Origin of the sequence: Neisseria sp. HMSC067H09, assembly GCF_001814135.1 — a bacterium.
Classification (GTDB): Bacteria; Pseudomonadota; Gammaproteobacteria; order Burkholderiales; family Neisseriaceae; genus Neisseria.
The window spans coordinates 8,614-32,982 of sequence record NZ_KV814936.1; the positions used below are offsets into that span (position 1 = coordinate 8,614).

Genomic DNA, 24,369 nt, shown 5'->3' on the forward strand with positions numbered 1-24,369 from the left:
TTTCAACACACAGCCGCCTGAAGGCGGCTGGTCGACGGACTCGCCCCCGATACAGGCATCCTAAATGTTTCAACACACAGCCGCCTGAAGGCGGCTGGAGAAATGCCGACCGTCTTTTACCATCCTTGAAATTGTTTCAACACACAGCCGCCTGAAGGCGGCTGGGAGATGGGATACCCATCGCAAGCAATTCAGGCGCGTTTCAACACACAGCCGCCTGAAGGCGGCTGGCCCCGACAACCGAAACCCCAAACACAGGTTTTCGGTTTCAACACACAGCCGCCTGAAGGCGGCTGGCTATTGCTAAATTGAATATAGCAAGGTTGAAATATGTTTCAACACACAGCCGCCTGAAGGCGGCTGGGTCCCTGAAATCGACTTCACGGCGCAAACCGATGTTTCAACACACAGCCGCCTGAAGGCGGCTGGAACCAGTTTGAACACTATACAAGGCTGCGAGCCTGTTTCAACACACAGCCGCCTGAAGGCGGCTGGCTAATCTGTGAAATACGGTCGGGTGAAGATATGGGTTTCAACACACAGCCGCCTGAAGGCGGCTGGGTACCCCCCCTGTTAGATAAGGGGGGAAGATTTGTTTCAACACACAGCCGCCTGAAGGCGGCTGGTCGCACCGACACGCAGCGAAATCATACCGACACCGTTTCAACACACAGCCGCCTGAAGGCGGCTGGGAATGTGGGCGGAAAAATAAATTAGGGAAACGATGTTTCAACACACAGCCGCCTGAAGGCGGCTGGAGCCTCTCTCAAAAGCCTTGCTCCATCAGGTTTCGCAGCCCTGATTTCGCTAGGCTCCCAAGAAAAGCGCGAACGCGAGTATAACACAGCCTTTTCCGTTACACCCGCATTCACAATATCCTGATTGTTAAAGAACAATCCCGGTTCGCCAACCCTGCCGCATTTTCATGAGAACCGCAGGTTGGCGATTTACACAATCAACGTATCCTTGAACACATCCACCGCTGGTTTCGCGCCGTGGTGTTCCACTTTGTGCCGCCATTTGCTGCCCAGATGGTAAAAGCGCAGGCTGTCGGTTTCGGGGTTGTAGGTTTTCAAAAGTTTGTCTTTTAGAACAACCCACTGGTCGGGCGCGATGTCGCATTCGAACACCGAATACTGCACGCGTACGCCGTAGTCCAAACATAATTTCGCCACGCGCCGCAGCCTTGCCTGTCCTTCTGCGTCTTCCAGCGAAATATCGTAAGTAATCAGCATCAGCATTTTGTATTCCCATGTGCAGGCTGCTTTAAAGGTCGTCTGAAAACGTCCGACCTATTTTCAGGCAGCCTGCAAATCTATCTCATCAAAAACGGCGGATATTCCGCCAAATCCCCACGCAAGTGCCGCGCCAACAGCATTGCCTGAATATACGGCAGCAGCCCGATTTCCACTTCCTCGCCCAAAAACGGATGAACGATTTTCTCCTGCTTTTTCGCCTGCAAGGCTTGGAACAAGAGCTTACGCGCATCGGCTTTCAAGCTCACCGCGCCGCTTGCCTCGGTAACAAAATCCTGCGGTTTGATTTGCCCGCGGTTAATCAGCGACAACACCAACCTGTCTGCCCACCACGTACGGAACTCTTCCAAAATATCCTGCGCCAAACTATCGCGCCCCGGCCGGTCGGCGTGCAGAAAGCCCACCTGCGGATCCAGCCCCACGCCTTGCAGCGCGCCGCTGATATCCTTGCCCAAGATGCTGTACACAAACGACAGCAGCGCGTTCACCCCGTCTCTGGGCGGACGGCGGTTTCGCCCGTCAAAAGAAAAGCCGCTTTTTTCGCTCAAAAGTTGCCCGAACACGCCGAAATAACGCGCCGCCGCATCGCCTTCAATACCGCGCACCACGTCCAGCTCCGCCGCGCCCTTCAACTGCCGCAGTGAAATGTTCAAAGCATCGACCGCACTTTGAATCGCCGCATTCTCGCCGTAATTGCGAATCTGCCGCTGAAGCACCCGCTTACCCGCCTGAATCTTCGCCGCAATGATATTGCGCGCAATCGGCACAGGATTTTGCTCCGACACCCGATACTGCGCCCGACGCAGCAGCACATTGCCGCTCTGCCGCCCCTGAAGCCGCCCTAGGAAACGTCCATTTTCGGTAAAAAACGCCAAATTCACATTATTTTCACCGCAAAACCCCAGCAAAAACGGCGACACCAGCACATTTCCAAAACAGAAAATATGCCCGATGGAATGCACCGGCAACTGCGCTACCTTCTTACGCTCCTGCTCCACCACCAGCGTCTCCCGCTCCTTATGCAGATAGCTGCCTTGGGTGGTGATATAGAGCGTGTTTTGCAGTTTGCGCATGGTGAGATTCCTTGAATTCTAACCGTAGTTTTTTGGGTAATAGTTAAGCTACCTGAAATTATCGGTAGATTGGGTTAAGCGGACGCCGTAACTCAGCAAATGCTTGTCCCTTATCTTTAACTATAAGATAAAATAAAATTCTTGAATCTGTTAAAATAACTTAGAGGAGCAAAAAAATGTGTGAATAATCCGTTGCTTTCATTTTCTGATACGGAATAAATTTCTGCCAAAAGTTTTAAATTTTCTTTATGGTTTGGATTTAGTTTGGATACAAACTCTCTTTCAAAATCATGTTCATCATATTTCTGTATTTGCTCTCCAATCCCAGCTAATAATCCTGCAATAATATCACTTGCCTGAATAATATAATTTTCATTAGATTTCTCAAAAAACACCTGCCCACCTTGTTTTTGAGATTCCAAAAATACACTCTCCATCCCACTATCAAAATATAATTTTGATTGAGGAAATGTGGTTATATAATTTTGATATGGAGGGGACATGCTATCAACCAGCATTATAAATGTTTTATCTGAATTAATTTGCGAATCCATACCATCATAAATAAATGATAAATCTGCCGTTCTATCTATTTTTTCAAGAAAATATTCTAATATTTTATACTTTTCATTGCTCGCTATCTTCTTATATAAATTATCTAAAAATACTGGCTGTTCATAGTTATCAACCTTTTTATAATGATTTTGATAAATTTCAGACAAAAACCATTGTAAATTTCTAATCATAAAATCATGTAGAAGTTCCTTTAAATAAAACATACAAATTATAAATTCATTATCCGTATCTAAACCAACTCTACATTTATATTCCTTTAACTCATCATATTTATTATTAATTTTTAATTTGTTAAAAATATGGTAGAAAATTTCTGATACTGATATATCATCACTTGCCAAAACACTATCTATAATATCTACATTATAAAAATAAACCCAATCATATAGTGCAAAGTGTATATAATGATTATTACTCTTTATCCATTGTAAAACAGCATTTAGCTCTTTTGATCCTAGCTTATTGAGAAAATTCTTTCCAATTTTACTAAACTTTAATTCATTATTCTGTAATTTAAGGCAATCTTTCCAATTTGGTGCAATTAATTCCTTATCTGTTAATTGGGCAACTCCTGCTAAAACAAATACCTGTGGAATTCCCTTTTGTGGAATTATACTATTAAAGTAGTTAGAACTATCAGGATTATGCTTTAGTTTCCCAATATTTCCACCACTTTCATCAAGATATATTTGATAGTTATACATACTTTTATTTATACCATAAACTTCTCTTTCTAAATTTGAAGTAATCATCGCACATCTCCTAATAATAAATATTAAAATATATGTAATTATTTACATGAATAACTTTTATCACTTAAAAGCACTCCCCAAACAACCCCGCCACATACCCCACACTCCTATCCCGTTTTCCCAGCAACTCCGGCTGGCAAATCTCCATCAGTGAGCAGGCTTTGCAGCGTTTGCTGTAGTCGGGCGGTGGGGTTTGGCCGCTGTTTAGGAGTTCGCGCACGGCGGCGATGGTGGCGAGGGTTTGGATGCGCAGGTCGTCTGAAAATACGACGGGAACACGGTGGCGGGTTTGCATATACCACAGCGCGCCCTCAGAGACGATTTGCCCCGTCATTTCTTCCAAGCACAAGCCTTGGGCGCAAAGCTGGATTTCGTCCATCGGATCGGGTTTGGGCTTGCCGCGTTTGTATTCCACGGGTTTCAGACGACCTGTCTTTGTTTCTACTTCCACCAAATCCAACACGCCGCTGATGCTCAACTTTTCCGCCGACACATGCACCGTCCGCTCAAAGCGCACACCCTTGCGCGTTTCCGGCTCGCCCGAATCCACCCGCTCATGCAACGCCTTGCCTTGCGCAGTCAAATAGTTCTCCGTCCACGCCTGCTCGTTGTGAATCAACGCGCATTGGCGCGGGCAGAAGGCGTAGTGTTGCAGGGCTGAAAGGGGAATCAGGCGCGTGTCCTGATTTTCCCCTTGGGTTTCGGTTAAAAGTGCGGTCATCTTTTTAAGTATTTTTTAAAGTAACTCTTCCACACTCACGCCATTTAGGCCGTCTGAAACCACGCTGATTTTGTAATCACCAAAACCGCTTGCGGGCGTACCTGATTCGCCGTTTACGCGTTCGACTTTCACGGCGTCAAACAGTTTATGTGCAGGCTGGCTGCCGAGCGCGCTGTCGTGTTTGAACACGATCAGTTTGCGCGCCGCCATTTCCCCACGGGCGGCGGAGCGGTCGTGTTCAAACATCAGCGTCAGAGCTTGCCAGAGTTTGGCTAAGTCGTCGTCTGAAAAACCGGTTTTGGCGGCAAGGTTGGCGGAGATAAAGCCGTGCACGCTGTAGAGCGCGTAAGGGACGATGTATTTGCGCCCCATAGTGCGTTCTTTTTCCAAGTCTTTTTCATTGGTTACCGCCATGCGGGTGATGGAAACTTCCAGCGGCACAATCGGGTCGATGGATTGGGCAAACGCCAATTGCACTGGGCCGCGCACTTGTCCGCTGTTGACTTCGGTGGTCATCACGGCGCCGAAGGTGCGGATATCGAAGAAGTTTTTACACATCCACGCGGTAATGTCGCGGGCTTTGGCTTCGTCTTTTGGCAGTTTTTTGGCTTCAGATTCAATGCCAAGTGCTTCATAAGCGCGTTTGTTTTGCAGGTTTAACACGCTTTTTTCTTTGACGTAGATTTCGTAACAGGCTTCGTTTTCGCTGCTGATTTCGACAAAATTACGGATTTTGCGTTTCAGGCAGACGTCAGTTACCAAACCTTTGCTGGATTCGGGATCAAGGCGCGGCATATTGCCCGCATCGGGATCGCCGTTGGGGTTGCCGTTGGTTACGTCAAAAAAGTAAACAAATTCATAGCGGTTTTGAATGGCAGACATTTTCTGGCTCCTTAGTTTTCAATGGTTTCAGCGGTTTCTTTTTTAGCAAAATAGCTTTGTTTTTGGTGGTAATAGCCGATGGCGAAGCGACCTTGCTCGTCAATGCTCAAATGGCGCGGAAAGGTTTCGGGCAGTTTGGCAATGATTTCGCCCAAATCTTTATCCAAATTCACCGCCATGCCGGCTTTGTCTTTACGCAAGCGCGATAAATGGTGTTTTGCACCCGACAAAAGACGCGGAAAAACCGAAAACGGCACGGCGGATGCAGAGCCGTAATAGCGGTCGGCGATGCCGGCGTTTAATTCGCCCAATGCCTGATATTGAATGCGCTCCAACACGGCAAACAGCCGCCCTAAAAGATAGGCGCGATTCGGACTTTCATTGTTCAAACTCATAGGAACTCCTTCTTCGATAAAACCTTTTCTAAAACGCCGCTCTAATACGGCTTTCATCATTGCCACGCGCAAGCCGTTCACGTCGCCGTCGGCACGGATTCGGGTAATCAGTTGCGACAGCAAGCTCATGGGATACGGCGTGCCGCAAATCACGGCGCGGGTCATTTCACCTGCCAGCACGGGCGAGATGTTTTCGCTTTTGCCCAATACGGCAGTTTGCAATAAAAGCTTCCAAATAGACGGCGGGGTTTTCCACGCGCAAGGCTCAAGGGCTAAATCTTGCCAATGCTGCGCCAAGTTTTCCGCCAACTGCCCAAAGGTGGTATCCAGCCAAAACCGAACAGAAATCCGCGCGGCATTGGGGGCAAGCCCTAAGATGTAAAAACGGGTATTAGGAGAGAGTTCGGGCGCAATTTCTTGCAGCGGACGACCTTTGCCCATTTGTTCCAATACGTTGAAAATTTTGGCGCTTTCTTGTTCGTCATCCGGCGGCGTGAACACATGCGCAAAGAAGCCTTCGGCAGCCTGCGCCGTAGCGTTATCGTCCGCTTCCGCCCAAAAGACCGTGCTGGCGTCGCCGATAGTCAGGCAGTGATTGTTTTCGCGACGCAACAGATAGTTCAGCGCAGTGGTGTAGGCAAACGCGGATTGTTCAGAGACGGGTGCATTTGCGCCTTGCTCCTTGCCAAAAGAGGCAAAGGCTTCTTTGTTGAACGAAATAATCGAACCGCCGGAGCTTTGCCCGCCAAACACGCCTTTAATCGCCGGATGCAGCCGCGCAATCGGAGCGGTGTCGCCGCTAATCAGGCATAAGCCTTCGAGTGCTTCGTCGCTTTTCAGGCAGCCTGCCCACAAGCTTTGTACGGCTTCGCGTTTATGGATAAGTGCGGTCGGTTTTTCAAGAGAAAATGCGATGTTGGCATCCAGCATTTCGGCAGGCAGATTTTTGGCAGCAAAATGTGCAGGCTGCCAGTTTTGCAGAAAACGGCACAAGGCTTGCAAGCCTTCATCTTCGCTGTTTTGCAGTAAATCGAGATGGTATTGCTTAAAGGCATCAAAAGTTTTTTCAGACGGCGTAAACGGTTTTTCTTTGGCTTCGGCTTTGTTTTTATTAGCTTCCACGCCAAGCGCGTAGGCGGTTTTATCCCACAAAAAATTCGGTTTGATACCCGACGTGCGTTTTTCAGGGCGCGGCACGCTCATCAGCTTCGGCTGCGGCTTTTTATCGGCCGTCAGATTCGGCACAACGGTTTTCAGACGACCTTCTTTATCCAACACCAAAATCCAGCCGATTTTCTCCTCACTAAAGCCATAAGGCGGCACTTTCGGGTTGCCCATGTCATCAGTTTCCGCTGCCAAACGGCGGTAATAGCGGGCAAGGGACGCAAGAATCATGCTTTCACCTCCTCGGCGTAAAACGGCGGCACATCAATCACGCCCTCTCTCATTTGTGCGCGGAAAAAATGCGGCGTGTTGCCGTGGTCAAAATCAATATCGTGCAGCATCCAGCCTAAATCACGGTTTGCCTCGCTTTCCACTAACGCTGACGGCGGCAGTAGCTCGCCTTCGTCAATCAACGCAAAATCGGCAGGAAATTCACGCATGCCCAAACAAGGCTGCTGAAAGCATTGCCCCTTTTTCGCACGGCGTTTGAACATCTCAATATGCTTGGTAACGGTCTCATCCGCGCCTGCTTTTGGCGTCAGCACCGCATGAGCTTCAATCACATAAGCCACGTCTTTCAGCACCGTCGCCGCGCGCTGTTGGCGGTCGTCTTCAATCAGCGTATATAAATCGGCAACGCTCTTACGCTTCATCGCGCCGCTGACCTTACCCGCTGAAACCTTGCCGCCCAACTCATTGCGCCGCACCGACTCAAACCGAATCGGCTTTAACACATAAATCCGGTCTATCACCCACCGAATCGCAGGCTTCCAATGCACCGCCGCCAAAATCCCGCGCGCCGCCGACGGCGTGATGACATCATAAGACACCCGCTCCACCTTCATCTCCGGACGGGTAAAACAGGCATAATCGCCCCAAACGTGTAGGCGGATTTGGTTTGCCATACAAACTCCTTAACACACAGCCGCCCGAAGGCGGCTGATTTTTATTAAAAACCTATCAATTTTAGTTTCAATCCACGCAATTTATGTTTGCGAACTAGCTTTTTAAAATTCTTATTTGATTATTTCTTAAAGTTTATGATAATAACTCTTTCAAATATAATGTATCGCCATTTTTAACTTCTCTTTTAAAAGCTTTATCTGGGTGGGTTTTACCAATCTTATCTTTTTTAATTGTTGTAGATTTATTTAAAAAAGACCTCTTACCACTATGAAGGATAATGTATCTCTCCTCAATTATAGATAATTTACTTTTCTGAAACTCTTCATGTAACCCAATTAAATATCGAATAAATTGACGAGCACTTTTAAATTGAGGAGAATATCCAGTAGGATTATCTGATTTTAAATCTATATAAATAATAACAATTCCATTATCTTTTTTGATAAAAATAACAGCATCACAAGCACAATGATGGTCAAATCCTTCACCTATAGTAAGTAAAGGAGACATTATAACCATGTTTGATTTACTATGAATTTTTCTACACTTTCTTCCTTCATCAGGACTAAAGCAAAACCAGTCTCCATTCCCAGCCTTAATATTTACCACTTTTAATTTAGCTAAAGAATCTGATTCATTAATTTGAATATCTGAATGCTGAGCACCATTATATGTTACACAAGATAATGACCTCATTAAATATTCTAACTCTGGAGATAATGACATAATAATTACTCTCCATAAATAATATGATTCTGAATTTTATTCATTTCTTCTATGGTGTCATCAAATGATGAAACCTCTATACCAAGATCTGGGTAAATATTTGCCTTTCTTAAAATATTTTGGCTTTTCCTTTTTCCTGCCTTTTCTGTAATATAAAGGTGAACGTTATGTGGATTCAACAATTCTTCATCTAAATAATTATACTCACACTGAACCTTTATTGTATTTTCAGTTTTTTGATAAAGCATAATTAATGTATTTAATTCTTTAATTAAATAATCACTATGTGTAGTCATAAATACTTTAATTCCAGAATTAATTAGTCTTGCAATTAGACGAGCAAAATTTCTTTGGTTTCGTGGATGTAAATTCAATTCGGGTTCATCTATAATAAACAGATCTCCAGATTTTGCCCTACAACGCAAATAAAAACCAACATCTAGTAATGCTCTAGCGCAACTAGATGCCTCATTCATTGTAAATCTTTTTTGCCCTTTTCCTTTGGTCTGAAAAACTAGTCCCTGATTACGAATAACTTTATAACTTCCACCAATAATCTCATCAAAACTGGATAATATGTCCGCATTAGATTTTGACAGTTCACTAATTTGTTTATCGATATCCTCAAGCTGGCGAACAAACTCTACATTATCTTCAACTGGCCAAGCATAATCAGTATCTATATTCTGAAACAATGCCCAAGGTCTATTTCTTATCTCTTTTGAATCCATTTCATTAATTGCTTTTATCATTCTCGTTCTAGCCATATCAAGTTCTCTACGGAAGATTGCAGCACCTGTGCGTTCAGCACTTGAAATATGTGGACTTGGAAAATAAGGGCTAAATACAATTTCAGCAATGGCATCAATAATAAATTCAATTAGTCCAAATGCCCTCGATGGATATTCATTATCACTAGACAAAATTTCAAGTATTGATGAACCTTCTTCTTTAGTAATTGTTGCTAACACTGCACCACCACCTTGTACACGTCTTTGAAAAGATCTTTTTGATATTTCAATCTCTTTATCAATACTAATTGTTACTTTTGTATTGATAAAAGCATCTTCTTTGGCAGCAAAAATTTCATGTAGTGTATGAACAAATTCATTTCCTAATCGATTAAAATAATTATTTATCTTTCCTTTGAATATATTATCTAAATCAATTTTATATTTATCCTCAGTATGTTCTAAAGATGCAATATCTTCAATCATCACACTTCTAAGTAACTGTCTCCAACTACGAAGAAAACCGTAAATGGCATATGTTGCATATGTTTTTCCCGTGTTATTTTCTCCACATATAATAGTTAAGTTTGCCAACTCCAATTCAGCTTGGTCTAAAAGACCTAAGTTTTCAAATTTAAATCTCATTTTTAGTCTCTCTATAAAGTAAATAGCTGTAATACGATAACAAATATTAGTTTAACCACAAATAGTCATTCAACAAACCTTAAACGATAATAGCTCTTCTGAAGTTTAGAATCAAGTTTCTGTTCTAAAATGATAAGTTAAAATACCAAACTTTCTCCCTTCAAAAACTCTGTATCCTCCCAAGAAAGCCCAGCCACTTCATCATACAAATCCAGCCCGATCAGCGTATAAAACTGTTTGCCGAAGTTTTTCTCGTTAATCGGTTCGATACGCCCTGCTTTATACAAAGCGGCGAGGGCTCTTTCGGGGATTTGGACGGTGTAGGGTTGCAGTTTGCGTAGCAGTCCGCCGATGTGGTCGGCGTGGTGCAGGCTGCTAATGAGGTTTTCAGCCTCACCATCGAATGGAATAATCAGCGGTTGCATATGGCTTTCAATCATGCGGAATTTGTCGGCGACGGTTTGGAATGGGAAATCGAGGCTTTGCCCTGTATCGTTGTGCATTTTCAGGATTTTTTTATTGTCCAGTTCGCTGCCTTTTAATTGATAAAGCTCGGCGAAGTAGGCGGCGACGGCTTGGGTGGATAAGAGGTCGTCTGAAAAACTGTCGGCGGTCAGGCGCATAACGGCGGCTTGGGTGGCAAGTTCAGGCGGGGCTTTCCATTGTTCTTCTGGGGCGAATATCCAGACAAAGCTGTTTTCAGACGGCCTTTTGCCTTCGCGGTTGCAGCGTCCGGCGGCTTGGGCAACGCTGTCTAAACCTGCTTCGGCGCGCATCACCAGCGGAAAATCCACATCAACGCCGGCTTCGATTAAGGAGGTGGCGATGACGCGGCAGGCTTCACCCTTTTTCAGACGGCCTCGGATTTCATCGAGCTTTTGGCTGCGGTGTTTGGCGCACATTAAGGTGGTCAGGTGGAACGTTCCGTCAAGGTGTTTGGCTTGGTCGTACAGGCTGCGGGCGTGGCGGCGGTTATTGACGATGACGAGCATTTGCGGGTATTCGCCAAGTTTGGCGAGCAGGTCGGCGTCGGTTTGTGTGCCGATATGGTGCACGGTGGTGCGGCGCAGTTTGTCGAAAAGTGCGGTCGGTTTTGGGGCGATTTCGCGCACGTTTTCAAAGCCGCGATAGAAGCCGTTTTCGGCTTGCACGGCTGGCTGGGTGGCGGTGCACATGACGACAGAACAATGATAGTTCTGCGCCAATTCTTTGATGGCTTGCATGATGGGCAGCAACAGATTGAGCGGCAGCATTTGCGCTTCGTCGAGGATGATGACGGAGCCTGCGATGTTGTGCAGCTTGCGGCAGCGCGAAGAGCGGTCGGCAAAGAGGGATTCGAAGAATTGCACGGCGGTGGTCACGACAATCGGCGCGTCCCAGTTTTCCGAGGCAAGGCGCAATTTGTCTTTGGTGGCCTCATTTTGCAGTTTGCCGTCGTCAAAGGTGCTATGGTGCTCCAACACGGCTTGTTCGCCCAATTCGCCAAAGGCTTTGCGGAATTCGGCGGCATTTTGTTCAATGATGCTGGTGAACGGGATAACGTAAATCACGCGTCGCATACCATGCCGTTTGGCGTGTTCCAGCGCGAATGCCATGGAAGTGAAGGTTTTGCCACCGCCGGTCGGCACAGTGAGCGTAAACAGTCCTTGCGCTTGTGCCGCTTGTTCTACGGCATGATCAAGAATTTCGCTGCGCAGGCAATTTAAGGCTGCATTGCGTTTTTCGGCTTCGGTTTGCTCTGGAGCTTCGGCGATACGTCGTCTGAAAGCGTTGATAAATTGATTGAAATTGTGTTGCAAGGCGTTTAACTTGGGATAGCCGCCGCGCTCGTTGGCTTTGTTTTCTAGCTTTAGATAAAAGGCTTCGGTGTCGAGATAATCAGCATCCACCAAGCAAGAATAAAGCATTCGGGTGAAAAAGGCGTAGGAGAAAAAAGGATGATGGGCGTCGGCTTTGAGTGGCGGTGCGGACAGGTTTTTGGGGAGCTTGATTTCTTGTTGCCACAGGTTATCGAGAGCGGGAATATCTGCACCAAATTGCAAAGCCAAACGCTGCTTTAACGTGCGGCGGTTATCGCCTTCTCCATTTCCATTTGCCAACCCGGCATGGTGCCCTGCGATGCAAAACGCCATCAGTTTGCCGATAACATTTCCCCAACGCTCAACTGCAATTTTGGCTCCGGCGGTGGCATGATCGACTGAAGGGCCTCCATGCAATCGATGGTCAAATGGTTCTGAATATTTCCCTACATCATGAAGCTGTCCCATCTGGCAGGCAATTTCCTGTGCACCGAATACACGCGCAAACTCCGCTGCCATTTCGCCAACATTTACCGAATGACTTTGCAAGGTTTGCCAATGTTCGTAAGGCAAGAGATTGCCGAGTTCGTCTTGCGCGGAATGGGCGTAGTAAGTCGTCATCTAAATCCCCTTGGGTATTTTCACAGCTGGGCTATTTCTGTTTTCTGCCATCTGTCTTTGCAAAGACAGGCTGTGGGAGTCCGTTTGTTTTACGGATATGGGCGATGCAGTCGAAACTCACATCGATTCTCCAAATTTAAAACGCGCAAAATTTAACGAACAAGCCATACAAAATGGTTTGAGGTGTTGAAAAATTGAAAATCTGTGGAATGAGGTCGTCTGAATGACGGGGAAAAATATTGTAGATAATTGGGAGTTTATGATGTTATTGTTTTATTTGTTACAATTACCCGAACATAATACAGCATTTGTAATAAATAACAATATCAATTTGACTATTTGTGAGCAATGGAACAAATCAAACGTAGCGTGATGACTCAAATAATGCAGATATAACGATGACAGGTTTTCAGACGACCTGCTTGACTTTGCCCCTACATTTGGGGTTATAGTTGATTGGATTTGAACTATGGCTTGCTTCTCTGCCTCATCCTGATTTTTGTTAATCCATCACATTTTATTGGCTTTTAGACTCAATTCGTTTACAGAAAGGAAGTCCTATGGAAACCCTTACCCTCAATATCGGCGGTATGACCTGCGGCGGCTGCGTGAAAAGCGTTACCCGTATTTTGGAAAACACGGAAGGCGTTACCAAAGCTGAAATCAGTTTGGAAAACAAAAATGCGGTCATTGAATTCGACCCTGCAAAAACCAATCCTGCCGTGTTGATTGAAGCGGTGGAAGACGGCGGATACGACGCTGCTTTGTAATCCTCCAAGGTCGTCTGAAAATGTTTCAGACGACCTTTTGTTATACTGAATCCCCTTTTTGCTGTTTATCCGCGCCTTATGCCCGATTTCCTCCCCGTCCCGCCAGCCGAACTGTGGCAGGCGACGCTTGAACACCTCCGCCTCTCCCTGATTGCCCTGCTTTGCGCCGTCGCGCTTGCCGTGCCGCTCGCCGTGTGGCTGGCGAACAAACGGCGTTGGGCGGAAGGTGTTTTGCAGGTAACCAATATCCTGCAAACTATCCCGTCCCTCGCGCTGCTTGGCTTGCTGATTCCCTTTGTCGGCATCGGTTCGCCGCCGGTTTTGATTGCGCTGACGCTCTATGCCCTATTGCCGATTTTTCAGAACACCTATCTCGGTTTGAGTCAAATCGACCCCGCCATCAAAGAAGCGCACACCGCGTTCGGCTTGTCCCGTTGGCAGGCGTTGTGGCGCATTGAATTGCCGATGGCGCTGCCCGCCATGATTTCCGGCATCCGCACCGCGTCCGTATTGATTATCGGCACGGCAACACTCGCCGCGCTCATCGGCGCGGGCGGCTTGGGCAACCTGATTTTGCTCGGCATCGACCGTAATAACATGGCGATGACGTTTACCGGCGCGTTGCTGTCCGCCCTGCTCGCCGTATTGGTTAGCGGCGGCATCGGCATACTGCAAAAGTCCAAACACAAAATGCCGATTACCGCCGCCCTGCTTGCCATCCTTATCGCCATCGGTTTGGCACCGATTTTTCAAACGAACCCATCCGCACAAAAAATCACCATCGCAGGCAAACTCGGCAGCGAACCCGACATCCTCATCAATATGTACAAACAGTTGATTGAAGAAAATAATCCGCGCGCGCAAGTGATGCTTAAACCCAATTTCGGCAAAACCTCATTCCTGTTCAACGCATTAAACAGCGGCGAAATCGACATCTACCCCGAATTTACCGGTACCGTCCTCGAAAGTCTGGTCAAAGTCCCTGCCGAACAGCAAAACCGCCGCCTTTCCCCCGAACAGACCTACCAAACCGCCAAAGACCTGCTTACCCGGCAACAGCGGCTGACCTTTCTGCCGCCGATGGCATACCAAAACACCTACGCCCTCGCCGTCAGCCAAGACTACGCCGCCGCGCACAACCTGCACAAAATCTCCGACCTCAAACGCGTGCAAAACCAAATCCGCGCCGGATTTACCCTCGAATTTACCGACCGCGCCGACGGCTACAAAGGTCTGCAACAACACGGCATACAGTTTAACCACCTCTCGACGCTCGAACCCGCCCTGCGCTACACCGCCCTCCTAAACGGCAAAATCGACCTCGTCGAGGCCTATTCCACCGATAGCGACCTCAAACAATACCGCCTCGCCGTCCTTTCAGACGACATCGCCCTTTTTCCCTCCTACCAAGGCGCGCCGCTGATGAAAACCGAGTTTGCCGAAGAGCATCCCGACGTCGTGAATGCATTGAACAAACTGGCAGGCAAAATCAGCGAAGCCGAAATGACTGAAATGAACTACCGCGTGAAAGTGGGCGGAGAAAAGCCGGCGGACGTGGCGCGGGATTATTTGCAGAAAAACGGTTTGATAAACGATAAGGGCAAATGATTCAGGTCGTCTGAAAAACGGTTTTCATTTTGTTGAAACAGATTTTCAGACGACCCCTCAAGTTGCAATAAGCCGTTGATTAGACTATAGTGGGTCCTCAATCAATATAAACATCAAGGAAATGAATCATGAGCGGCAAATTAGACCAAATCAGCGGTAATGTAAAAGAAAAAGCCGGAGAACTGTTAAACGACTCTAAACTCCAAGCAGAAGGCGTAATCCAACAAGGCATCGGCAAAGCCAAAGAAGTTGCCGCCGACATTGAGGAAAAAGCAAGCGACGTATTGAAAAAAGGCAAAGAAGAAGCAGGACATCTGGTTGACGAGGCAAAAGAAAAAGCCGAAAACCTGATTGACGACATCAAAAGCAAGTTCTAATCCATCCTTGTCTTAAGCTATGTCAAAAGGCCGTTTGAAACACGATTTCAGACGGCCTTTATTTCAATCAACATAGCAACGGCGCAGCCACCCTAAAATCGCCTGTTCACCACAATCAAGCTTTCAGACGACCCCGCCGGATAAATCGGATAGATGCACCCAATGTTTTATAGTGGATTAACTTTAAACCAGTACGGCGTTGCCTCGCCTTTGCTCAAAGAGAACGATTCTCTAAGGTGCTGAGGCACCAAGTGAATCGGTTCCGTACTGTCTGTACTGTCTGTGGCTTCGTCGCCTTGTCCTGATTTAAATTTAATCCACTATAACAGCCTTGTCGAATCCCGACTCGAGTACGCATCGCTCAATCATCGACAGGAGAAGCACCATGCCTTCCGCCAAGCTTATCCAAAAACTCAAACCTGCCCTGCAAAACCCGCTTCCGCCCGAACAAGACGGCATCTTGTTGTGCCTCGATTCCGACAGCGTAGCGGGCGACAACGCCAAATACATGAACATGTACAACCGCCTTGCCCGTTGGTACGACTTCGGCGAACGCTGGATAGCCCGCCTCAGGTACGGCAATAGCATCAACGAAATGCGGCGCAGCCTGATGGGCGAACTGGAATGGCGGCAGGACTGCACCGCGCTCTACGTCTCCATCGGCACAGGTACCGATTTAAACCACCTGCCCGCCAACATCGACCCCGCCGCGCTGGATTTGACCGGCGCCGACCTGTCGCTCGGCATGTTGGAACGCTGCCGCAACGTATGGCGGAAAAAAGCGGCAGGCTTGGACTTGGTACACTGCAACGCCGAAGACTTACCTTTTGCCGACAATATGTTCGACGTCGTATTCCATGTGGGCGGCATCAATTTTTTCAGCGACAAACAAAAAGCCGTCAACGAAATGCTGCGTGTTGCCAAGCCCGGCACCAAAATCATGATTGCAGACGAAACCACCGACTTCATCCAGCAACAATACAAAAAAAGCCTGTTCACGCGGAATTACTTCCAAGACACCGATTTCGACCTGACACAAATCGAAAACTGCATTCCCGAAACCGTACAGGAAAAGAAAACGCGGCTGCTGTGGGACAACCGCTTTTACTGCATCACCTTCCGCAAACCTGTTTGATACAGCCGCTGCATTTGCTTTTTCAGACGACCTCGAAATCTGAAAAGGCTACCTGAAAAATAAAAGGGGCTGACGCAGATTAGCCCTAAATTCCACACTAATCCCAAAGGATTTTAAGCTGTTGGGACGGTGTGCCGAAGTTAAACCGAAATTCGCATTTTAATTTTATAGGCAACTGTCAAGTGCCACAGAAAGCTGATATAGAAAATGGCTTAAATTTGTATAATATTAAATAAAATAAGAATGTAAGGAGGTATTTTTATGTCGACAATTAAAATTGAAAACCTCAGTTTCTCATATCATGGATATGTAAAACCTATATTTGAAAATGTATCGTTTTCCTTTGAGACAAACTGGAAAATAGGGTTGATAGGAAGAAATGGAATTGGCAAATCAACGCTATTTAAGTTACTTTTAAATGAAGAAACTTATCAAGGTAAAATAATTAAGGATGTTGAATTTATTAAATTTCCACCAAATATAACTGATACTTCAAAATCAGGGATTGAGTTATATAAAGAACTCATACCAGATGGGGAAGAATGGAAATTATTTAGAGAACTTAGTTTGCTCAATGTAGATGAGAACCTTGTTTATAGAGAATTTGAAACGCTTTCTAAAGGAGAACAAACAAAAATCCTTTTAGCTATTTTGTTTACAAGAGAAGATGGTTTTTTACTTATTGATGAACCAACAAACCATTTGGATATGCACGGCAGAAAAATTGTAAGTGAATATCTGAAAAGTAAAAAAGGTTTCTTGCTTATATCTCATGATAGAGATTTTTTAGACGGCTGCATCAATCATGTTATTTCTATTAACAGGAATTCTATTGATGTTCAATCAGGAAATTTTACATCATGGTATGAAAACAAATTGATGAAAGACCAATTTGAAATCAGTAAAAACGAGAAATTAAGAAAAGATATTAAACGATTAAAAGAAGCTGCAAGACGATGTCAAATTTGGTCTGATAAAATTGAAAATACTAAAAATGGTGTGAAAATATCAGGTGTAAAACCAGACAAAGGATATATAGGTCATAAGTCAGCCAAGATGATGAAAAGATCTAAGAATTTGGAGAATAGACAAAATAAGGCAATAGAAGAAAAACAGAATTTACTAAAAGATATTGAAACAAAGGAAAATCTATTATTGCATCCGTTACATCATCGCAAAAATCCTCTAATATCGGTTAGTGATTTATCATCATACTATGGAGAAAAACAGATATTAAGTAACGTGAGCTTTGAAATAAAACAAGGCGATATAGTAGCTATATATGGTAGTAATGGAAGTGGAAAATCGACCTTGATTAAAATTTTATTAGGTCTAAATCATGAGTATACAGGTGAGATAAAATTAGCAAGTAATTTGAAAATATCGTATATTCCTCAAGATACATCTGATTTAACAGGTAGCCTAAATGAGTATATTCATAAGCAAGATGTTGATGAAACATTGTGTAAAACAATTCTTAGAAAATTAGATTTTTCAAGAGAATTATTTGAAATGGATATGAAGAATTATAGTGATGGACAAAAAAAGAAAGTCTTAATTGCCGTCAGTTTGTCAAAGCCGGCTCATTTATTTGTTTGGGACGAACCATTAAATTATATAGATGTAATATCCAGAATACAGATTGAGGAAATCATAAGAGAAGCAAAGCCTACACTTATATTTGTGGAACACGATAAGCGATTTGTAGAAAATATAATCAATAAAATCATACAATTATAAATAAAATAAACAATTAAAGTTTAGAAAAAGACTAATACAGAAACAGTAAATCAAAAAAAGGTTTACTGTTTTTTCTTTGCCAAAAAACTGAAAGAAAGGAAAACTGAAAGAAAGGAAAACATAGATGAAAAAATTTTAATGGCAGAAGAAGAAATCAAGCAGTTACAAAATCAAAAGCCATCTACGAAATGCTGCGTGTTGCCAAGCCCTGCACCAAAATCATGATTGCAGACGAAACCACCGACTTCATCCAGCAACAATACAAAAAAAGCCTGTTCACGCGGAATTACTTCCAAGACACCGATTTCGACCTGACACAAATCGAAAACTGCATTCCCGAAACCGTGCAGGAAGAGAAAACGCGGCTGCTGTGGAGCAACCGCTTTTACTGCATTACCTTCCGCAAACCTGCTTAAAACAGCCGCTGCGATTGCTTTTTCAGACGGCCTCGAAATCTGAAAAGGTCGTCTGAAAACCGAATTTACAAACTCAAATATCAGCATATCCATACCCAAGACGGCTCATGCTGAAACCCAATATCTCAGGCAAATTTAACGTCTTTACCAGTTCTCAACCCAAGCTGCATTTACCGATTTGAATCGGCTATACTACCGCCTTTCCTTAACACACACATTGTCATGAGTACCAAAAAATTTCCCATCCCCCTCAGCTATTTCAGCATGCCGTTGGGGCTTTTCGCGCTCGGTTTGTCTTGGCGTTATGGCGCGCGTATCGGGCTTTTACCGCATTGGGCTGCGGAAACGCTGTTAGCCGCCGCCTTTATGCTTTGGCTGCTGCTGGTCATTGCCTACATCATTAAAATCCGTTTTTTCCGCCCCGAATTTTTGCAGGATTTGCAGGATTTGGTGCAATGCTGTTTCATCAGCGCGATTCCGATTACCACGATGCTGGCGGGTTTGGCAGCCTTGCCCTACCAAACGCTACTGGCAAAAGGGTTGATTTTGCTGGGAACGGCGGGGCAGTTGGCATTTGCCATGTACCGCGCAGGCGGCTTGTGGCGCGGCGTCCATACCCTTGACGCCACCACGCCGATTGTTTACCTGCCCACCGTTGCCACCAATTTTGTCAGCGCGACCGCAATGGCGGCATTGGGTTGGTCGGATTACGCCTGGCTGTTTTTGGGCGCGGGGATGTTTTCATGGCTTAGCTTGGAAGCCGCCATATTGAGCCGTTTGCGTACCGGCACACCCGTCAACGCCCCTGTGCGCGGTATTGTCGGCATTCAGCTTGCGCCCGCTTTTGTCGGCTGCGGCGCCTATTTCGCCGTATCGGGCGGGCACATCGATGCCTTCGCGCTGCTTTTAATCGGCTACGGCTGCCTGCAATTCCTGCTACTGCTGCGCCTTCTGCCTTGGATGCTGGAACAGGGTTTCAGCCCTAGCTTTTGGGGTTTCTCGTTCGGTTTGGCGGCAATGACGGGCTGCGGTTTCCATTTGATTGCCGAACAGCGTTTACTGTTTTTAGGCTATTTCCTCGCCACCGCAGGCTCCGGCTTGGTGATGCTGCTGTTGCTGGCGACTTTGAATTTGGCGAGACAGGGACGGTTGTGGGTGAAATGAAAAATCTTGCGGCTTAAAGGCGTGATAAAACGGACATGATCTCAGGTCGTCTGAAAACTACATTTGGAAATTCAAACCGATGAAGATAAACCCTGAAAACGGCAGCATCATCCTGCCGGACGGCAACATTATTGGCGCACACACCACGCTTGATGACTGGATTGCATCCTTCCCAAAATCCAGCCCGAATCATCTGCAAGCGGGAATAACATTTTTCAGTTTGTCATTTACCAAACAGTCTGAACAATACACCCTTACCGCTCGGTTCGAGCAGCAGCGGCTGGAGCGCTTATCCATATTCTTCTGCCCGATAGGCGAGGACAATAGCTGGGCAGCATGGTCGGAGGAGCGCGAATTGCAACGTAGAAAACAGTTTGATCGATGGCTGGATAAACAACTGGGCGACGCCCCTTGCGCCATTGAAACATCGGCATCTGGCAAATGCCGTCAATTCGCCTGGGGCAATGCGGGCGCGTATTACCACAATAAAGACGGCAGTACGATGATCGTCATCAGTTATCGCTGAACGCCTTTCAAAGGACACCCCATGCACTACCAATCGCTAACCGCCGCGCTGGAACAATACAGCGGCAACCTGACCCATAATCCCACCTCCCCAAACAGCCTCGCCCTGCATATCGACCGTCAAACGCAAGGCTGCCTGAAACTCCACACACCCGACGGCATCAGCCTCAGCCTGACTTGCCACGATGAACCCGTGTTCTGGTCGTTCCACAGCCACGATTTATACGACGTTTACCTCGTCCGCAGCTACGCCGAACGCTGGCAGGCATACCAACCCGTCGGGCACATCGGCAGCCGCGCAAACGAACACATCGCCCGCCAACCCGCCGCAAAGCAAGGCCTGTTGTGGAACAAATATTTCATCGAACAACTCGCCGCCCACAACGCAGGACTGTTTGGCATCGGCGAATGGCACTTCGACTACCGCCCCGCCCAAACCCTGCCCCCGCAATGGGGCGAATGCTGGCACGACACCGCCGTAGGGCAGCCTGAAACCGACGAAAACTACCATAAATGGCTGTTTTCAGGCAGCCGTTTCGACGCGCTGGACAACAATTTTTATACCCAAGCCGAACGCTTCATCGCCCTGAAAACCCACCACACCGAAGACGGTCGTCTGAAATATTGGCGCAAACGCGCACGGCAAAACCAACTGCCGCCCGTCTTGGTGTACGAACTTCCCGCCCTGTCCGACCGCTGGCTGATTTTAGACGGACACCTGCGCCTCGCCGCCGCGCTTACCGAAGGGAACTGCCGCCCCTGATTACCATCCAGGCCACCACCGCCCGAAACAGCCCGCAAACCGTCGCCGAACACGAAACCGCAAAAACCGCCGCCCTGTCGCAATACGAAAAAATCGCCAAACAAACCGACCACAATCCCCAAGCCTTAAACGCCGTCAGCCAAAACATCGTCCAAGCTTTCGATACCCGCCCCTACCTGCTGCACACCACCCGCGCCGCCGCCGACATCGCCCCGAAAACCTGGCTGCAACAATTGCAAACCTACGCCGCACAACACGGTTTCGCCGAAGAATTTGAACGCGTTTGGACAACGGAATCATGGCCGATGAAACGGGTTGCTGCTTTTCAGGTCGTCTGAAAAGGTCAGGTTGTTTTAAACTTTTCAGACGACCTCAACAGGTAAACCCTTCCCACCCTGCCCCACACCAATAATTTCCACCTAATTTTCCCCACATACAATCCCCACAAACGGCGCAGACCGCTTCATATTCCCATCCGTAAGGACCACTACCATGAAAAACATTAAATTTACCTTAGCCATATTTTTCGGCGGCATATTCGCTTTATGGCTGCTTGCTACATCATTTCCAGACCAGTGGGGCGTATTTCCCGTACGCAACCTATTGCTACAACTAACTGGCACCATCAGCATACTGGCCATGAGTGCCTGCCTGATACTTGCCGTGCGTCCCAAAATACTCGAAACCCCGCTCGGCGGGCTGGACAAAATGTACCGCCTGCACAAATGGCTCGGCATCATTGCCTTTTCAGGCAGCATCCTGCATTGGACCTGCAAACAATTCCCCAAATGGCTTATCGCGCTTGGTCTGATTGACGGCAAAAAGCCGCCGCGCCCTCCGATGCAGGAAATATTGACATTAAAAGATTGGCTGGCTACCCAACGCCACTTTGCCGAAGAAGTTGGCGAAATCGCTTTTTATGTTGCCCTCGTCCTGCTTATCGCCGCCCTCATCAAACGTATACCCTACCGCTGGTTTGCCAAACTCCACATACTTATCGTCCCCGTTTATCTCGCGCTCGTATGGCACGCCATCGTACTGGCAAATTTTGCCTATTGGTCGCAACCGCTGGGATGGCTGCTCATCGCCGCCTTACTTTCAGGCATCGCCTGCTCGCTGATTGCCCTATTCAAACGCATCGGCAACCCGCAAAACGCCACCGTATCCTCCCTAAATCAAAACGGCAACCTACTTTCCCTGACCCTGAATGCCCCAAAATGGCAAGGACACCGCGCAGGACAATTCCTCTTTTTACGCGCACACGGAGAAAGCCACCCCTTTACCATCGCCTCCGACTGGCAGCCTGATAACCAACAGCTCACGCTCGTGATCAAAGACTTGGGCGACTACACCCGCCGCCTGCCGCAGCGCCTGAATATCGGCGACACCGTGCAAATCGACGGCGCATACGGACGATTCGACTTTTCCGATGGACAAGCGCAAATCTGGGTCAGCAACGGTATCGGTTTTACCCCATTTCTCGCACGACTCAATGAACTGGCCAAACAGCCCGCCACCCAGCCGACAGACTGGTTTCATGCCGATAGAAATCTGCCTGCCGAAACATTAGCCCACTGGCAAAATTTAGCACAACAAGCCAATGTCAATTTCCACTATATCCCTTCCGAAACCCAAAGGCTCACCGCCGAACATATCGGTCAAACCGTCCGCGACAGTGCAAACCGCAGCCTATGGCTTTGTGGCAACCGCAATTTCACTCGCAGCATCTCAGGCAGCCTAAAAACGCGGTCGCAACATTTGGAGTTGTTTGAATTCCGCTAAACGGTCGTAGATGCAAGGCAACTTGAAAGCACAACCTTAACTGAGTCCAAACAAAAGCAGTCCGCACCTTCAAAATGAAGTTGCGGACTGCTTTTTTTTGCTTTTCAGACGACCTTTACAGCCAATCTGACGGTGACTTGGGTAATTTTATTGCCTAAGTAGGTAGATTGGATTGATAAACCCAACGTTTTAGATAGATTAAACGGTTTTGTTGGATCTCGACGCAATTTACGCCTGTTGCACCCCGCCGCTTGCTGTAACCGCATGATATTCCTAAAATCCCCATTTCCCTCACTTTAAGGAAACACCCATGAAATCCAAACTATCCGCGCTTGCCGCTACCGCCCTTCTGGCCGCCTGTTCTGCCGTTCCGCATCATAACGAGCAGGCGAAAGCCCTGCTGGATGAAGGCATCGCCCTGTATCAAAAACAGGATTACCAACACGCCAAACCCTACTTTGAGCAGGCACAGCAGGCGGGGCATATGAAAGCGCCGCGTTATCTGGGCTTGATGTATCTGAACGGCGAAGGCGTCGCCAAAAATGCACAAACCGCTTTCGCCTACTTCACGCAGGCTGCCGCAGCGGGCGACATTACGGGGCAATACTGGCTGGGCTATTGCTACGAAAACGGTATCGGCACGGCAAAAGACATGACCCAGGCCGTGCGCTAGTATCAGAAATCCGCCGCACGTGGCGACCATGTTTCCCAGCCTGCCATTGACGCGCTGAACCGCTTGGGCGTGAAAGCAAATTAACTATTTCCCTCAACCTTTTAAGGAGTAATCTCATGAAAAAAACCGCCGCCGTCATCGCCGCCGGCCTGCTGCTGGCAGCCTGCACTGCCACACAAAACACCGCTGGAAACAGCCCCGCCGCCCAAAGCACACAAAATCCCGTTTGGGACAAACAGTACGGCGGCGCGGATAAAGCCTACGACAGCCGCCTGCTCGCCCTGCGCGAGCAAATTGCCCCGCGTTTCGAAGTGCTGACCTTCAAAGACCCGCAAACGGGTAAAGAAATGCAGTACAACCTCTACACGCCGAAAAACCTCGAACCCGGCCGCAAATACCCGCTGGTGATGTTCATCGCTGATGCCAGCACCGCAGGCAAAGGCGTGAAAGCCCCGCTGATGCAGGGCTACGGCGGCATTATTTGGGCTACCGACGAAGCGCAGGCGAAACACCCCGCGTTCGTCCTCGTGCCGTCCTACACTGAAACGGCGGTAAACGACCAATGGCAAACCACGGACGAAGTCGGCATGACCCTGCGCCTTGTCAGAAGCCTGATGGCTGAAAAACCGATTGACCCCGACCGCGTTTACACCACAGGCCAATCCATGGGCGGCATGATTTCCTTTTATCTCAACAGCATCGAGCCGAATCTTTTTGCCGCTTCCATGTTCGTCGGCAGCCAATGGGACATCAACGTGTTGAAACCGTTGGCGCAGGCGAAATTCATCTATACCGTTTCCGCCGGAGACCCTAAGGCATCGGCAGGCATGGCGCAAGTCGGCGAAATGCTGCAACAAAACAAAGTCGCCTACGCCGAAACCGAGTTTTCCGCCAAACTGCCGCAGTCCGAACAAGACGCGAAAGTCCGACAAATGCTCGCCCAAGGCAGACGCATCAACTTTATCCGCTTCACGCCGAATACGGTGATTCCCGCAAACACCACCCACAAAGGCGCGGAGCATATGTATTCGTTTGATTACGCCTACCTGATCGAACCCGCCCGTGACTGGCTGATGCAGCAGAAACGGGAGAAATGAGTTCTGTGATTCGAAGGTCGTCTGAAAAATCTGAACTTGCCCCCAAATCTTGGACACTCATAAAAGCCTATT

22 protein-coding genes, 1 pseudogene and 1 CRISPR repeat array are annotated in these 24,369 nt (G+C 47.4%); of the genes and pseudogenes, 12 read left to right on the forward strand and 11 right to left on the reverse strand.

Annotation, left to right across the window (positions count from 1 at the left end):
- The first annotated feature begins 66 nt into the window (after positions 1–66).
- A CRISPR array of direct repeats spans positions 67–758; the repeat unit is 32 nt; unit sequence GTTTCAACACACAGCCGCCTGAAGGCGGCTGG.
- 189 nt (positions 759–947) lie between these two features.
- The 10 genes from cas2 to HMPREF2954_RS08810 form a co-directional block, all read right to left on the reverse strand.
- Positions 948–1,241 (reverse strand): CRISPR-associated endonuclease Cas2, encoded by a 294-nt coding sequence (gene cas2 / locus HMPREF2954_RS08765; protein ID WP_003762828.1) that lies wholly within the window; start codon positions 1,239–1,241, stop codon positions 948–950.
- Positions 1,242–1,315: 74 nt separating this feature from the next.
- Complete coding sequence (gene cas1c, locus HMPREF2954_RS08770) at positions 1,316–2,329, reverse strand: type I-C CRISPR-associated endonuclease Cas1c (protein ID WP_045072981.1); 1,014 nt, start codon at positions 2,327–2,329, stop codon at positions 1,316–1,318.
- 116 nt (positions 2,330–2,445) lie between these two features.
- On the reverse strand, positions 2,446–3,657 hold the full coding sequence (locus HMPREF2954_RS08775; protein WP_070689096.1) for a DUF3800 domain-containing protein: 1,212 nt from the start codon (positions 3,655–3,657) through the stop codon (positions 2,446–2,448).
- Between the two features lie 64 nt (positions 3,658–3,721).
- Positions 3,722–4,378: a CRISPR-associated protein Cas4 gene (cas4, locus tag HMPREF2954_RS08780; protein ID WP_045072979.1), complete on the reverse strand. Its 657-nt coding sequence runs from the start codon at positions 4,376–4,378 to the stop codon at positions 3,722–3,724.
- A gap of 15 nt (positions 4,379–4,393) precedes the next feature.
- Positions 4,394–5,260, reverse strand: a complete 867-nt coding sequence (gene cas7c / locus HMPREF2954_RS08785) for a type I-C CRISPR-associated protein Cas7/Csd2 (protein ID WP_070689097.1) — start codon at positions 5,258–5,260, stop codon at positions 4,394–4,396.
- Positions 5,261–5,271: 11 nt separating this feature from the next.
- Positions 5,272–7,050 (reverse strand): type I-C CRISPR-associated protein Cas8c/Csd1, encoded by a 1,779-nt coding sequence (gene cas8c / locus HMPREF2954_RS08790; protein WP_070689098.1) that lies wholly within the window; start codon positions 7,048–7,050, stop codon positions 5,272–5,274.
- Positions 7,047–7,724: a type I-C CRISPR-associated protein Cas5c gene (cas5c, locus tag HMPREF2954_RS08795; RefSeq protein WP_045072972.1), complete on the reverse strand. Its 678-nt coding sequence runs from the start codon at positions 7,722–7,724 to the stop codon at positions 7,047–7,049. Before cas5c ends, cas8c begins: the two co-directional genes overlap by 4 nt.
- A gap of 133 nt (positions 7,725–7,857) precedes the next feature.
- Entirely contained in the window at positions 7,858–8,451 is a 594-nt protein-coding gene (locus tag HMPREF2954_RS08800) for a hypothetical protein (RefSeq protein ID WP_141755659.1), read from the reverse strand.
- Between the two features lie 5 nt (positions 8,452–8,456).
- Positions 8,457–9,827 (reverse strand): AAA family ATPase, encoded by a 1,371-nt coding sequence (locus HMPREF2954_RS08805; protein ID WP_045072968.1) that lies wholly within the window; start codon positions 9,825–9,827, stop codon positions 8,457–8,459.
- 137 nt (positions 9,828–9,964) lie between these two features.
- A complete protein-coding gene (locus HMPREF2954_RS08810; protein WP_045072966.1) occupies positions 9,965–12,247 on the reverse strand; it encodes a CRISPR-associated helicase/endonuclease Cas3 in 2,283 nt (760 codons plus the stop codon).
- Positions 12,248–12,807: 560 nt separating this feature from the next.
- Between HMPREF2954_RS08810 and HMPREF2954_RS08815 the strand changes: the two genes are divergently transcribed.
- From HMPREF2954_RS08815 to HMPREF2954_RS08830, 4 genes are all read left to right on the forward strand, one after another.
- Positions 12,808–13,017 (forward strand): heavy-metal-associated domain-containing protein, encoded by a 210-nt coding sequence (locus HMPREF2954_RS08815; RefSeq protein ID WP_045072964.1) that lies wholly within the window; start codon positions 12,808–12,810, stop codon positions 13,015–13,017.
- A gap of 78 nt (positions 13,018–13,095) precedes the next feature.
- Positions 13,096–14,625: an ABC transporter permease/substrate-binding protein gene (locus tag HMPREF2954_RS08820; RefSeq protein ID WP_070689099.1), complete on the forward strand. Its 1,530-nt coding sequence runs from the start codon at positions 13,096–13,098 to the stop codon at positions 14,623–14,625.
- Positions 14,626–14,753: 128 nt separating this feature from the next.
- Positions 14,754–15,002: a CsbD family protein gene (locus HMPREF2954_RS08825; RefSeq protein ID WP_070689100.1), complete on the forward strand. Its 249-nt coding sequence runs from the start codon at positions 14,754–14,756 to the stop codon at positions 15,000–15,002.
- A 385-nt stretch (positions 15,003–15,387) separates the two neighbouring features.
- Positions 15,388–16,137 (forward strand): class I SAM-dependent methyltransferase, encoded by a 750-nt coding sequence (locus tag HMPREF2954_RS08830; protein ID WP_070689101.1) that lies wholly within the window; start codon positions 15,388–15,390, stop codon positions 16,135–16,137.
- Between the two features lie 97 nt (positions 16,138–16,234).
- Here HMPREF2954_RS08830 and HMPREF2954_RS12470 read toward each other — a convergent pair.
- Positions 16,235–16,309 (reverse strand): annotated as a pseudogene (locus tag HMPREF2954_RS12470) (IS1595 family transposase); the annotation flags it as partial.
- An 89-nt stretch (positions 16,310–16,398) separates the two neighbouring features.
- On the opposite strand from HMPREF2954_RS12470, the gene HMPREF2954_RS08835 reads away from it, so the two are divergent.
- The 8 genes from HMPREF2954_RS08835 (at position 16,399) to HMPREF2954_RS08870 (ending at position 24,297) form a co-directional block, all read left to right on the forward strand.
- Entirely contained in the window at positions 16,399–17,877 is a 1,479-nt protein-coding gene (locus HMPREF2954_RS08835) for an Lsa family ABC-F type ribosomal protection protein (RefSeq protein WP_070689102.1), read from the forward strand.
- A 188-nt stretch (positions 17,878–18,065) separates the two neighbouring features.
- Positions 18,066–18,293 carry a hypothetical protein gene (locus HMPREF2954_RS08840; RefSeq protein WP_003779206.1) on the forward strand — a complete coding sequence of 76 codons (228 nt, stop codon included), beginning with the start codon at positions 18,066–18,068 and terminating at the stop codon, positions 18,291–18,293.
- 222 nt (positions 18,294–18,515) lie between these two features.
- On the forward strand, positions 18,516–19,457 hold the full coding sequence (gene tehA, locus HMPREF2954_RS08845) for a dicarboxylate transporter/tellurite-resistance protein TehA (protein ID WP_045072956.1): 942 nt from the start codon (positions 18,516–18,518) through the stop codon (positions 19,455–19,457).
- A gap of 79 nt (positions 19,458–19,536) precedes the next feature.
- Entirely contained in the window at positions 19,537–19,983 is a 447-nt protein-coding gene (locus HMPREF2954_RS08850) for a hypothetical protein (protein WP_003763540.1), read from the forward strand.
- A gap of 21 nt (positions 19,984–20,004) precedes the next feature.
- On the forward strand, positions 20,005–20,745 hold the full coding sequence (locus tag HMPREF2954_RS08855; RefSeq protein ID WP_231574618.1) for a hypothetical protein: 741 nt from the start codon (positions 20,005–20,007) through the stop codon (positions 20,743–20,745).
- Between the two features lie 492 nt (positions 20,746–21,237).
- On the forward strand, positions 21,238–22,527 hold the full coding sequence (locus tag HMPREF2954_RS08860) for a ferredoxin reductase family protein (protein ID WP_045072952.1): 1,290 nt from the start codon (positions 21,238–21,240) through the stop codon (positions 22,525–22,527).
- A gap of 310 nt (positions 22,528–22,837) precedes the next feature.
- A complete protein-coding gene (locus HMPREF2954_RS08865; RefSeq protein ID WP_045072950.1) occupies positions 22,838–23,200 on the forward strand; it encodes a tetratricopeptide repeat protein in 363 nt (120 codons plus the stop codon).
- A gap of 116 nt (positions 23,201–23,316) precedes the next feature.
- Entirely contained in the window at positions 23,317–24,297 is a 981-nt protein-coding gene (locus tag HMPREF2954_RS08870) for a carboxylesterase family protein (protein WP_045072948.1), read from the forward strand.
- Positions 24,298–24,369 lie beyond the last annotated feature (72 nt).

What these genes read in the sequence shown, in the direction of transcription:
- cas2 (WP_003762828.1), bottom strand. Translation starts at nt 1,241, where the DNA reads ATGCTGATGCTGATTACTTACGATATTTCGCTGGAAGACGCAGAAGGA.
- cas1c (WP_045072981.1), bottom strand. Translation starts at nt 2,329, where the DNA reads ATGCGCAAACTGCAAAACACGCTCTATATCACCACCCAAGGCAGCTAT.
- HMPREF2954_RS08775 (WP_070689096.1), bottom strand. Translation starts at nt 3,657, where the DNA reads ATGATTACTTCAAATTTAGAAAGAGAAGTTTATGGTATAAATAAAAGT.
- cas4 (WP_045072979.1), bottom strand. Translation starts at nt 4,378, where the DNA reads ATGACCGCACTTTTAACCGAAACCCAAGGGGAAAATCAGGACACGCGC.
- cas7c (WP_070689097.1), bottom strand. Translation starts at nt 5,260, where the DNA reads ATGTCTGCCATTCAAAACCGCTATGAATTTGTTTACTTTTTTGACGTA.
- cas8c (WP_070689098.1), bottom strand. Translation starts at nt 7,050, where the DNA reads ATGATTCTTGCGTCCCTTGCCCGCTATTACCGCCGTTTGGCAGCGGAA.
- cas5c (WP_045072972.1), bottom strand. Translation starts at nt 7,724, where the DNA reads ATGGCAAACCAAATCCGCCTACACGTTTGGGGCGATTATGCCTGTTTT.
- HMPREF2954_RS08800 (WP_141755659.1), bottom strand. Translation starts at nt 8,451, where the DNA reads ATGTCATTATCTCCAGAGTTAGAATATTTAATGAGGTCATTATCTTGT.
- HMPREF2954_RS08805 (WP_045072968.1), bottom strand. Translation starts at nt 9,827, where the DNA reads ATGAGATTTAAATTTGAAAACTTAGGTCTTTTAGACCAAGCTGAATTG.
- HMPREF2954_RS08810 (WP_045072966.1), bottom strand. Translation starts at nt 12,247, where the DNA reads ATGACGACTTACTACGCCCATTCCGCGCAAGACGAACTCGGCAATCTC.
- HMPREF2954_RS08815 (WP_045072964.1), top strand. Translation starts at nt 12,808, where the DNA reads ATGGAAACCCTTACCCTCAATATCGGCGGTATGACCTGCGGCGGCTGC.
- HMPREF2954_RS08820 (WP_070689099.1), top strand. Translation starts at nt 13,096, where the DNA reads ATGCCCGATTTCCTCCCCGTCCCGCCAGCCGAACTGTGGCAGGCGACG.
- HMPREF2954_RS08825 (WP_070689100.1), top strand. Translation starts at nt 14,754, where the DNA reads ATGAGCGGCAAATTAGACCAAATCAGCGGTAATGTAAAAGAAAAAGCC.
- HMPREF2954_RS08830 (WP_070689101.1), top strand. Translation starts at nt 15,388, where the DNA reads ATGCCTTCCGCCAAGCTTATCCAAAAACTCAAACCTGCCCTGCAAAAC.
- HMPREF2954_RS08835 (WP_070689102.1), top strand. Translation starts at nt 16,399, where the DNA reads ATGTCGACAATTAAAATTGAAAACCTCAGTTTCTCATATCATGGATAT.
- HMPREF2954_RS08840 (WP_003779206.1), top strand. Translation starts at nt 18,066, where the DNA reads ATGCTGCGTGTTGCCAAGCCCTGCACCAAAATCATGATTGCAGACGAA.
- tehA (WP_045072956.1), top strand. Translation starts at nt 18,516, where the DNA reads ATGAGTACCAAAAAATTTCCCATCCCCCTCAGCTATTTCAGCATGCCG.
- HMPREF2954_RS08850 (WP_003763540.1), top strand. Translation starts at nt 19,537, where the DNA reads ATGAAGATAAACCCTGAAAACGGCAGCATCATCCTGCCGGACGGCAAC.
- HMPREF2954_RS08855 (WP_231574618.1), top strand. Translation starts at nt 20,005, where the DNA reads ATGCACTACCAATCGCTAACCGCCGCGCTGGAACAATACAGCGGCAAC.
- HMPREF2954_RS08860 (WP_045072952.1), top strand. Translation starts at nt 21,238, where the DNA reads ATGAAAAACATTAAATTTACCTTAGCCATATTTTTCGGCGGCATATTC.
- HMPREF2954_RS08865 (WP_045072950.1), top strand. Translation starts at nt 22,838, where the DNA reads ATGAAATCCAAACTATCCGCGCTTGCCGCTACCGCCCTTCTGGCCGCC.
- HMPREF2954_RS08870 (WP_045072948.1), top strand. Translation starts at nt 23,317, where the DNA reads ATGAAAAAAACCGCCGCCGTCATCGCCGCCGGCCTGCTGCTGGCAGCC.